10 protein-coding genes and 1 pseudogene are annotated in these 11,834 nt (G+C 32.6%); 9 read left to right on the forward strand and 2 right to left on the reverse strand.

What is annotated here, in order from left to right:
• Positions 1 to 551, forward strand: a pseudogene (locus BXY_RS04640) (hypothetical protein); the annotation flags it as partial.
• Positions 552 to 704: 153 nt separating this feature from the next.
• Here BXY_RS04640 and BXY_RS04645 read toward each other — a convergent pair.
• Both BXY_RS04645 and BXY_RS04650 read right to left on the reverse strand, forming a co-directional pair.
• Positions 705 to 1,523, reverse strand: coding sequence for a helix-turn-helix domain-containing protein (locus BXY_RS04645; RefSeq protein WP_015531308.1), 819 nt, complete (start codon positions 1,521 to 1,523; stop codon positions 705 to 707).
• A 208-nt stretch (positions 1,524 to 1,731) separates the two neighbouring features.
• On the reverse strand, positions 1,732 to 1,977 hold the full coding sequence (locus tag BXY_RS04650) for a hypothetical protein (RefSeq protein ID WP_015531309.1): 246 nt from the start codon (positions 1,975 to 1,977) through the stop codon (positions 1,732 to 1,734).
• Between the two features lie 762 nt (positions 1,978 to 2,739).
• On the opposite strand from BXY_RS04650, the gene BXY_RS04655 reads away from it, so the two are divergent.
• The 8 genes from BXY_RS04655 (at position 2,740) to BXY_RS04690 (ending at position 11,665) form a co-directional block, all read left to right on the forward strand.
• Entirely contained in the window at positions 2,740 to 3,762 is a 1,023-nt protein-coding gene (locus tag BXY_RS04655) for a DUF3871 family protein (protein ID WP_004320912.1), read from the forward strand.
• Positions 3,763 to 4,055: 293 nt separating this feature from the next.
• The gene (locus BXY_RS04660; protein ID WP_007754395.1) at positions 4,056 to 4,691 is read left to right on the forward strand and encodes a recombinase family protein; all 636 of its coding nucleotides are present in this window, start codon (positions 4,056 to 4,058) and stop codon (positions 4,689 to 4,691) included.
• An 837-nt stretch (positions 4,692 to 5,528) separates the two neighbouring features.
• On the forward strand, positions 5,529 to 6,215 hold the full coding sequence (locus tag BXY_RS04665) for a hypothetical protein (RefSeq protein ID WP_147340876.1): 687 nt from the start codon (positions 5,529 to 5,531) through the stop codon (positions 6,213 to 6,215).
• Positions 6,216 to 6,217: 2 nt separating this feature from the next.
• The gene (locus BXY_RS04670) at positions 6,218 to 7,861 is read left to right on the forward strand and encodes a trypsin-like peptidase domain-containing protein (protein ID WP_015531312.1); all 1,644 of its coding nucleotides are present in this window, start codon (positions 6,218 to 6,220) and stop codon (positions 7,859 to 7,861) included.
• The gene (locus tag BXY_RS04675) at positions 7,846 to 8,505 is read left to right on the forward strand and encodes a hypothetical protein (RefSeq protein WP_015531313.1); all 660 of its coding nucleotides are present in this window, start codon (positions 7,846 to 7,848) and stop codon (positions 8,503 to 8,505) included. The genes BXY_RS04670 and BXY_RS04675 overlap by 16 nt, the downstream gene beginning before the upstream one ends.
• 97 nt (positions 8,506 to 8,602) lie before the next feature.
• Entirely contained in the window at positions 8,603 to 9,208 is a 606-nt protein-coding gene (locus tag BXY_RS04680) for a hypothetical protein (protein ID WP_015531314.1), read from the forward strand.
• Positions 9,209 to 9,215: 7 nt separating this feature from the next.
• Positions 9,216 to 10,511, forward strand: a complete 1,296-nt coding sequence (locus BXY_RS04685; protein WP_015531315.1) for a hypothetical protein — start codon at positions 9,216 to 9,218, stop codon at positions 10,509 to 10,511.
• A gap of 455 nt (positions 10,512 to 10,966) precedes the next feature.
• The gene (locus tag BXY_RS04690; protein ID WP_015531316.1) at positions 10,967 to 11,665 is read left to right on the forward strand and encodes a DUF4468 domain-containing protein; all 699 of its coding nucleotides are present in this window, start codon (positions 10,967 to 10,969) and stop codon (positions 11,663 to 11,665) included.
• Positions 11,666 to 11,834: the final 169 nt, after the last annotated feature.

Consider the following 11,834-nt stretch of genomic DNA (forward strand, 5'->3'; position numbering starts at 1 on the left):
AAGGCTCTCTAAACGAGGCATACGATAATTGTTATTCATTTATTTCTTATCAACATGGATTTTACTATTCGATAGGTGACTTTGAGCGGTTAAAGAGGGAAAATAAATCTCAATCCATTAAAGACAAGCGTAAAGAGATAGTCCGCCAGTTGGAGATGTTGGGAAATTGTGCTACTGAAATGGAATTGGAATACAAGCGGGATTTGATTGCGGCTGATTCATTTATTGTTGAAGCTTATGATACGGTAGGTAAAGAAGTGATTGAACAACTCAAATATTCCAAAAAGAAAATCACGGAAGCCATGATACAGAAGCAATACAGTGAGAAGGCAACCGGAACAGAGGTAATCCGCTTAATAAAGAACTCATTTACTGTTGGTCAAAAATACACTCGTAAATATATCAAAGAAGAAATAAAGAGAATTTATGCTCTATTGAATATACATCCCCCTAAAGCCATAACAAGTAAGACTATAAGCGATTTTTTTATGGTGTCCGAATGCAAAGTCAGAGGTGAAAGATGTTATTTGCTGATTGAGGAAATATTATAATGCGAAGGACATTTTTTTTAAGAAAAGTACTTTTATAGACCCTGTTCGAAAAATGTCCCTTACTTTGAAATAATCGACTAAAAGAATAATTTGGTAGCAAAAAGGAGATTCGCTCCGTGATGAGTGAATCTCCTTTTTTGCAAAGGTTAATTTTTACATGATAAGAGTAACCTTTGGTGGTATGGGACGAGGTTTTTCCACGATATTTACCTTCAAGACTTTAGCTAAATACTTCCAAGTACAAACAGTTCCTTCCGGTATTTTTCGTTTTTTTAGTGCTGCTGCTAAAAATGGTAATGCGCTATAATGGTCGATGATTTTTCCTACTATTTTTTTATTATATGGTGGTATTGTAATGTTTTGTGATGCGAAAAAATCAGCCATTGGTATATATACCTTTGTATAAACTTCGTCATCATCCTTTCCTTTGGCAATATCTATTTTGAATAAATGTGCGTTTGTAAGTGTGTATCCGTTTTGCTCTTCTTTTATCAGTTCTTTGTCGATACACTGATTGAGATAAGAATCTAAGGTCGGGCGGGATATATTTAGTTTCTTGCAGATTTCACTTTTGTTGTATCCTGTGTAATTGGTGTTGTTTAGGCAGATACATTTTAATAAGATGAGGAAAGCTTTGAGTTTGTTAGGAATGTTTTCTTCCAATAAATCCAAGTCAATTCTAATCCAGTCAATTTGCGGTTTGTATAGATAATACGTACAGGTATTGAACACGCCTTTGTTACCAATGTTCTGTTGTGTATCTTTCCGTAGTAACCCTTTCTTTATTAGTTTCTCGATATGCTTGGATATATATTCGGTCTTGCTTATTCCTGTCAATTGGGATAGCGTTTCAAGCTTTACGTGTGAAATATAAGTGTTGTAATCTGATTTCGCTAATAAACAAAAATAAGTATATGCTTCATTTGTTGTAAGCCCTATGGCTAGGCTTGCCGGTATTATTCTGTATCCCATAGTTGGCAAATGGTTGTCCGTTGATAAAATAAATAATCTTCTTTTTTAATAATCTGTTGAAATTGGAAGTTCCGAGACTTATTTTGGCTTCCTTTCTGTCTATATAAGTTTCATTGGTTAGTTGATTTACATACATGAAAAAAATAAGATTTAGAATGTGCTTTTGACTTCTGAAAGAAGGCAATGCTTATTAGTTATTTTCCAATGGTTAGTAGTATAGTCCACCCTGTTTTTTTACATGAGCGTGCCCCTGTTTTTTTACAAGTTGTTTTTTCGGAGTATAAGGATATTTTTCTGCAACTTTTGCTAGTCGTTCGAATAGTTCGGGGTATTTCTTTCTTAAATAATCTCTGTCTATTTTGATTGTTACTTTGCGATGAATGATGTGCTCTGTTGTTTCATCTGTAAGGGTGGTACTTGTGTCAGGTGCTATTGGGATTCTTGTCTCAATCATGGGATTTTAAATAAAATGTTTTTCTAATGTGGTTAATCTGTATTCTTTGTTTCTGATAGCCTTGTGTCTGTATCCATACACCGATATGGACTTTATTATCTCTGATTCCGTATTTTAAGGCTAATTCACGTAATTCTTGATAGGTATATACTTCTGACATGGTAGGTAATATAAAGAAATTTTCATAACCACAAGCGGTAGGGCAGACGTCAAATTGCCCTACTTTTTATGGTTATGCTACAAAAATGAAAAAGGTCGTCTAATACTAGTATATAGGCGACTGCAATAAAATCTATCAGACATGGCTTTATCTATGAAAGACTGCGAAGAAATGAATTTACCACATTGATAGTAATTGGGAAATGGAGATAAAAAGCCCTCAATGCAATACGGTAATCCTTCCTTCATGGGATACACAAATTTACGAATAATTGGGGAAGCTAAAAAATGAATGATACTCATTTTTCAAACATTGGTTGTATGGTTATGCCACATTCTGTAATGGTCTAAAGTAGTTCCATTTGTGGAGAGTAGAAAGATATGCGTGCAATAAAGTATAGGTACTTATATATAATCCCCCCCCTACCTATAAAAATAGGAGCTTAAATATATATCAGCTTATTTCTCCTATGATTTACTGAATTGAAAGTTACATGAGCGCATGAACAGTACCCTCTAACACCCCCCGAGGGTAGTTGGAGAGAAACGAAATATCTATTCTCCACGTAATCAATTTATAAATCATTTAAAATTTTATTCGTTATGAGAAATCTACAAATTATTGGCAATGTGCCACAGGTAAGAAGGGAAAGTAACTTTGGTGAGTATGCAGAAGAAGCGGTAATAATCGAAGAGCCAGTAAAGCCCAAAAGGGTAAATCACTTTATAGAAGCAAACTCTGTGGAGGTTACTTTAGACCATTTAAAGAATGATAATGTGATACCAGTTTTCAGCAAGGATAATGAACTGACTATTTCGCATCCACAATTCATTGAAACGGTTTGGGAAGCGGCTAATTCATTTTATAGTGGTGAACAAATCGAGCAACCAGATATAAGGTGCAGTCATGTGGTAAAAGGGAGACGTCCAGAGTCCATTAACAAGCCAAAGAACCTGTTAACGGAAGCTGACACTACCCAGTATTACGAAAGATGTGCTTTTGCCATAGATATTCCATCTATTTATGAAAATGTATCTGGCAACAGGCTTAATCTTTCTATAGTTGGCGTTCGTGCCTTGAATAGAGAGAATCTGGCAACTAAGAAAAGTCCTGAATTATTCAGACTGGCGGTTTCATTCAAAAATACCGTATGCTGTAACATGTGCGTTTTCACAGACGGATATAAGGATGATATAAAGGTAATGAGCACAAAAGAACTGTTTAGGGCTACATTGGAACTACTTAATAATTTCAATACAGCCAAAAACATACATTTGTTGCAAACGCTTGGTAACTCATATCTCACAGAACATCAATTTTGCCAATTACTTGGAAGAATGAGATTTTATCAATCATTACCACAAGGCTATCAAAAAGATATTCCACGTATGTTATTTACTGATACACAGGTTAACAATGTGGCTAGGGCTTATATCAATGATGAGAACTTTGGCAGCTTGGGAAATGATATAAGTATGTGGAAATTGTATAATTTGTTAACTGGAAGCAATAAGTCAAGCTACATTGATAGTTTTTTGGATAGAGCGATAAATGCAACCGAAATAGCAACGGGAATAAATGCCGCTTTGCATGGAGACACTAAATATAAGTGGTTTATTGATTGATTAAACAGGGGAATATTCAGAAATGGGTATTCTCCTATTTTATTAACTACGTAAAACAAAGAATCATGTTTTATTATAAGATACTTGTTTGGCTCTTTTTTGTGGCATTGGCTATGATTAGTGCGTGTGTGCCGTTGATATGGCTTGTGATTTTTATAGGTTTATGGGATATTGAAGAAGCGAATAATCGTCATTAACTACTTATTGTGTTCAAAACTGGAATGTGTTCAAATAAATCTGCAAAGGTGGTTTGAACACATTCTTTCATGTTATCAATTTAATCAAAGAATAAAATGAAAACAGCCGTAATATACGCTCGTGTTTCGTCAAGTAATGACAGACAGGACACGAGCAGACAAATAGAGGATTTAAAGAAATATGCTATCTCACAGGATATAGAAATTGTGAATATATTCCAGGAGCATATTTCAGGTGCAAAGAAAATAGAGGAAAGACAGATTTTAGGGGAATGTTTAGAATACTGTAAACGTGAATCTGTGAATATCCTACTTTTGTCTGAATTGTCAAGACTAGGAAGAAGTACATTACAGGTTCTTCGCTCTTTGGATATATTGCATGAATCGAAAGTGTCGGTTTACATACAGAACTTGGGCTTATATACTTTGCAACCAAATGGGGAAGTTAATCCAATAGCTTCTATCATGGTGACAGTACTTGCAGAAATGGCAAATATCGAAAGAAGCAATATTCAATACCGTTTGAATAGTGGTAGGGCAAATTATATTGCCAAAGGTGGTAAACTTGGCAGAAAGACAGGTTCAACCAAAACGGATGATAAGAAAAAAGAGGAATATAAAGAAGTCATTGCTTTACTAAGAAAAGGCTATTCAATCAGAAATATAGCTAAGCTACAAAGTATTGGTATTTCCACCGTTCAACGGATAAAAAATCAGTTTATAAAGCCATAAGCATGAAATATCGGTGGGGTGGAAAAATTCAGAGATTTAGTTTTTATATGGGTGGTCTTGAATTTTTCCACTACCATGGATTTATAAAGAAGGGATAGCTCTCAACTTTTAATAAACAATAGTTCTTGCTATTACGAACGCTTTTCGTAACTTTGTGGCAATTTCAGATACCTAATGTGTTAGGTCTGAAAGGACATATTACGAAAGGTGTTATTGAAATTATCTTCCATTCTCAAATCTCGCAAATTTGATAACGGTACGAAGATGATAGCAATAGCACCACACCATTTGATATATACCTACCTTATATCTTTAAGGCTTTAGATATTGTCAATATTGGTGTGGGCTATTGTTTTATCCGTACCAAAGGCAATGCGAGAGCCAGAGAATGAGATAAGACAATACGTTCCACACCTTTTTTATTGTATAACAGTATCTAAAGGGAACAGGGTACATAAATGTGTTGAATAATATGGAAACAGATATATAATTATACCTACTGTAGCAAGGCTTATTAAGCAATGTTGCCAATTTTGAAAAACAATCATAATCCATTTCTATTAAAGAATACCAATTTTTATATTTATGAGAAAAATTCTACCAGTCATAACATTCATATTAGCAATATGGCAATGTACCTATTCATATTCTAAAGATATTGTATTTCCTAACGTAAAACATGCATCTCAAAATAATATTTTTATAAAGAAAATAACGATATTGAGTGCACATACACAAGTGGATTTCCTGTACAGGTCTAATGAGAGTAATTCACGTTATATCTATTTATCACTCCCTAAAGATGGAAACAACTCTATGTATTTAAAGGTAAAGAATATGAAGTATAAACTTTTATTTACTAATGGAATAGCCAATAAAGATGGACAAACGGTATGTCACCCAGGGCAAGAAATTGAATTTTCTGCAATTTTTGAGGCTATACCTGAAAACACAGAAGAATTGGATATAATTGAAGGAGACACAGGGTCTTGGCATTTCTTTGGAGTTCAATTAAAAAGCAATAATACTAATCAACAGGAATTGTGTCGACTTAGTATTATTAACGCTTACGAAAATGACAGAGACATTACTTCTATTATTAAGAGCAGAAGGGCGTATTTAACGTTATACTTAGATAACGGTGAGCTTTGTTTGGCTAATGTACATCCTTTACATAACAGCCAATCATGGGGGAAACTGATTGTTGAAGACTATGAGAGAGCAAGAACTAATGATGGGAGTATAGATAAAATTAGTTATGCAAAATGGTACTATCAAAATTCTTATGATAATAAAACAGGTGTTGCACTAGTTGCAATAGGTCAACGAGAATATACTAATATGGCTTTTGTACAAATCTCAACAGATAATAAAATTCTGCATTACACAACAGAGATTCAAGGGAACATGGATATTATACAACGAGATGAAAATGTGAAAACGCATACACCCAAATCAAAGAATTCAAATACACCAAATAAACGGAGAACATTACAAAAGAATCCTAATTTTAAAATTGAATAAATATGAATAAGAATATATTTTTGATACTTGGTGTTATATTAGCATTCTTTAGTTCATGCCAAAAAAATCTGAAGGATATTATACATGATACAGAGAGTGCAACATTTATAATCTATACTTACGATGAATACGGAGCTCCATTAGGTAGTGGCTCTGGCTTCTTTATTGATAGTGATGGTACAGGGATAACAAATTACCACGTGTTGGATGGTGCTGTAAAAGCAATGCTTAAAACTAGCGATGGGAAAGAGTACGAAATAGATAAGGTATTGGCTTCTGATAAAAAATGGGATATTATTAAGTTTTCGATAATAGCTCTATCTAATCAAAAATTTCCTTATTTAGAATTTGCTACTAAAGGCACAGAACAAGGAGATAGAGTTTATAATATAAGTAGTCCTTTAGGATTAGAGAAAAGTGTTTCTGATGGAATTGTGGCGTCATTAAGGAATGATAAACAACATGGTGATATTATACAGGTAACTGCACCTATTTCTCCAGGAAGCAGTGGTAGTGCATTATTGAATGAAAAAGGGGAAGTGTTTGCTGTTGCGACATTTAATCGTACAGGAGGGCAAAATCTTAATTTTGGGGTATCTATAAATAAAGAAAGACTTACTGCATTGACGAGTAATGATTTTAATCGCTTTAATCCCAAATTTAACAATAAAGAAAATTTTATTATCTTGAATATACCTAATGAAAGGAATAGTGAAGTGGTTTTGAATGCTATAGAATTTAAAGATGATGTAACAATCGCATATCTTTCATATACGAATCTGAATCTATCTATGGGGGAAATGTATATATGGTGCGAGATAGATAAAGGCGATGACGGTTTTCTTATTCACGACTTAGATAACGATAGTAAATATTATGTTACTTCATCAACGATAGGAGTAGATAAAATGAATGGGACAAAAGTATCTTTGGCTTCTAATTATAAGTTCAAAGTGTTTTTTCCACCAATCAAATCGACTTTGCATAAAATTAGTATTACTTATGGAAATACCTCAAGAGGATGGCAATTTAGAAATATTGATTTAGATAAATACAAATCAAATTTTACTGTTGATATGGATAGTTATCAAAAAGAATATGCTTATTCTACTATGCATGAAGGAAACTTTAATGAAGCTATTGATATATTTACAAGTATATTAAATGAGAAAGCCGAAGATATTCAATCTCTAAATGCCTTAGGTATAATATCTTATGTTGTTGATAACAATAGAGATGCAGAATCTTATTTCAGTCAAGCAATAGAATATCATCCTAATAATCCAATAGGATATATAAACCGTTGTCACCTATATAGGTCTCAAAAAAGGAATGAAGAAGCTTTGCAAGATATAACAAAAGCGATAAATTTGAATAATGCACAGCCAGATAATTATACTCAACGGGCATTTATTTATATGGATATGAATATGTGGGATAAAGCTGAATCTGATTGGACTAAAGCATTGGATACAGATGATTTTAAACGAGATGCAATGGCGTATTATAATAGGGCTATCTGTCGTATCTACTTGAATGAGAAAAAGGTAGCTTGTGAAGACATTCAGATTGCATATAATCTAACTAATGATACAGAATTAGAACAAGAATTGAATGACTTGTGGAATAAATGTGGTTGTTATTGATTAGGAAATATTTATGCATAGTTATACTACTATTATGTATTGGTAATAAGAATACTGATACACTGATTACTGATAGCCTATCTATATATGATAATCATCCTACTTTGGATATATCAGAAGCTAAGCATTTACAATGGGTAGATTCTGTATTAGGAGTAAAAGGTGTGAAACTGATTGATTACAGAAATAGGATATACCAATATAATGATACAAGGTTTTATTGGAATAGGACTTTTGGTTATTTCTTGGTATATCCCTCTAGCTTTACGCATGGAGAAGAATCAGATTTAAGTAATGGCAATCATTTCGTAAATGAAGATAGTACAATCTGTTTGAATGTGTATGCTACATACTTCGATGTTTTTAAAGATGATTATTCGCTTCATGAATGGTTTGATATAATGATTGATACAGAAATAGAACAAGGCAATAGAATTGTCAAGAAAGATATTACAGACCATAGTTATACTATTGAAGGCAATACTAAGGGTGATAGATATTTTTACAGTAAAGCTATTTGTAAGAAGGCTTATGAGCGTGAGATTATTGTAACAGTGAAGTTGGAGTATACGAGGTCTGTTAAAAAGCAAGCAGAAGAAATAGTTGACAACAATATTCACTTATATAATCTACCAAGAGAATAATAAAATTGCAGTTTATTTCTTTAGTTGAAATTGATGTTAGGAATGATATGAGAAATAACCAATAATACATTTGTCAAATATTATTTTAAGTACAAATATGGAAGGTTGGATAGTGTTAGGATTAATATTGATAGTTATCGCATATCTCTTTGGTAGAATAGGGTTCGCTGTTGAGGAAGACAAAGAACGGTCAGAATATGCAAAAACAAATGAAACTATAGATAAGGCGATTAATGCAGAAGATAACAAGACACGGAATTTAGTTATCAATACATTAAAAGAGATTGGTTGTCAACCAGAAGTTGATGATAAGGATAGAATCTGTTTTAAATACCAAGGTGAGGAGTTTTTTATAGATGCAGATAATGACTATCTGTTTGTCACTCTTTGGGATACTTGGTGGCTATGTGTCGATTTGGATAATGCCAATGTTGAGCATTTGAAGGAAGCAATAAATCTGAATAACATAAGAAATATTGTTTCCACTGTTTATTCCATAGATGAAGATAATAAGCAAATGGGAGTACATTGCAAGGCAGTAATTCTATTTGTTCCTTCCATAATAAATATAGGAGATTATTTGAAAATTGTACTGGATGATTGCTTCAAAGCTCATGACTTACTAAAAGAACAGTTTATACGTCTTAATTTTAAACAAGAAAAACATGAAAGCCCACGGGTAGTCGTTAAAGGATTTAATTAATAATATCATGAAGAAGTTTTTTAGTTCCATATTTAATGCTCATCCTCAAGTAAAGAACATCTCTAAAGATAAAGAGGATGATTTGATTGATAGATTGGAAAATGAAACGTATCTATCAAATGAATTTAGATTTCAACACCAAAATGAAAAGTATCAATTACGAGCCACTCCTAATGAGAAAGTAACTTTAGGAGTACTACTTAATAGAACTTTTGACATAAGGCAAGAAGAGGTTTCTGATTTATATATTGTCACAGACAACATTCATGAGAAAAAAGGGATACTTGTTGTAGACAGCAATGAAATCTGGAGTTTTGATTTATGCAATGCAGTCCTTATCAAACAGGACAATGGAGATATGGGCTATAGATTTAGTGAAAATGTCATTTTGTCTATTTCCTATAGGAAGGGATATGTCAAACAAGAAGATGATGATAAGTCCATTAGCAGAGTGAACGACAATATCATTGTACACCTAAGAGGATGTGGAGGTGGAAAGGAAACATGGTTTATCCGTGCATCTATCATGTTACCAACATTCAGCCATGAAGGAGATAAGACATATGCCAGAAATGCGAATCAACCTCAAACACTGAGTGTTTTGTTTGCCTATGACCATACAAGCCCACAGCAAAGGATAGAGGAATATAAGGCTATTCATGACAAAGCAATTGAAAAATTCAACAATAGAGAAGAATTGGATTTTTATGAATATTGTATTATGTCTCAAATGACGCTTGCCATTGGAAAGGATTTTTATTGGGGTAATGAAGTTTTGAAAGAAAATAGATATTGGGATGCAATTGTGTATTTGGAAAATGTATATCATGCTTTGAGAGAAAGTTGGCTAAGGGGTAGCATTACAGATGATGATAAAAGAATGTTTTATCAAACCTGTTATCTCATTGGATATTGCTATGCAGAAATGGGTTTATATGAGAAAGCCCTTTTCTTTCTGGAAATAGTTCGTCCCTTAAATAACATTAGATACAACATAGAATACATAAATTGTTTGGCAAATAGTAGAGATATAAGAGCAATTAATACAATCCATAATGAACTTAATCAATTGGCGCAGTTAAAAGAAAGTGAGATTACGGATGGCATTATATTTTATCACAATTTCCTACGTAGGAGAAGAGCATATACTTTTGTTGATATGGGACGGTTGGATGATGCAGAGGAAGCATTTAAGGAAATGCTGAATGAAGATGCAAATAAGGAATATGCCAAAGGTGAACTGGAGTATATTCAAGAATTGAAAAAACTAAAAGGCATAAATAATATTGCATCAGAAGAATAATATGAAGGTAGAATTATTAAATAAGAAATAATGGGAATTATATTACTTAAAATGCCTCAATGGCTAATTAGTGTGTTTAATTGGTTTACACTATCTTCTATGAAAAAGATAATTATTACCCAAATGCTCATAGCTATTATAATTACTATGTTTGATAAGGCATGCGAGATAATACTAAAAGGACCTTGTGTTTGGGATATACAAGATGTTGTGGCATTCATTATATTAGATACCGTATTAATAATTAAACAAATGAATTATTTGTAAATATTGAGTAAAACAGCATTTGAAGAAATTCATTTGCTGTTTTTTTTATTGTTCTATCAATAATTACAACACATCTTTTACAACAAGGCTTGTTAGAAAATATATATAATAAAATCTGATTAATTAATTTGTTTTTTGTACATTTGAACACAAAAATACATCATACTAATAGTAAGCTTCAAGTCAACATGAAAAAGATTATTTTTATAATGTTATTAGGATTAGTCTGTAATACAATTAATGCCCAAATTGTAACTAAACAAGAATTAGAAGAATATACTAATATAGGGGATATGTCTTGGTCAGCTAAGGCTAAGGAGCTATCTAATGAATATAAGCTGAATGAATTGGGTGAACTATCATTATCGGTTATAAAAGAGTATAAAGGTCAGTCCAAATCTCAATTATATCGCAAAATTATAGATTGGGTCATATCTATGTCTTCTGATGCAAAGTCAGCTATACAGGTTTCAAATGAGGAAGAAGGAACAATCATGGCACGTTGTTATCTGCCTAATATTGCAAAACGGACTATGGGAGATAACTCATATAGAGTAAGTATTCGACCACTTATTAAATTTGATTTTAAAGAAGAACGTATTCGAATGACATATACTTTACAGAACTATGAGGTATTGAAGATAAATGACGATAGTGGATATGTCATAATGTTTGGTGGTGGTTTTGGTGTAACAGGTAATGGCGTTACTAAAGATACCCAAATATGGGCACTTTCTGATTGCTTTCCATTTACAGAAAACAGACAACATCCTAAAGTGACCTCATCACGAGCTTTTGTTTATTCACTATCATGTTATAAAATCCTTGTAGACAAAATTGATACAGTTCTAAAGAAGCCATTGCAAACAAGTAATGATGATTGGTAATTATCCTATAAATGTAACTTTGACATTTTGAATTAATATCTCTTTGGTATGGTGGTAACTAACATGGTTATCACTATTTGAAGAAATTCATTTGCTGTTTTTTATAGAATAGCAATGTCGTGCAATTGTATTATTAATCTTTTCAATTAAAATTTGAAAGTAAAATAGT

The sequence above is a fragment of the Bacteroides xylanisolvens XB1A genome, from assembly GCF_000210075.1.
Taxonomy (GTDB): domain Bacteria; phylum Bacteroidota; class Bacteroidia; order Bacteroidales; family Bacteroidaceae; genus Bacteroides; species Bacteroides xylanisolvens.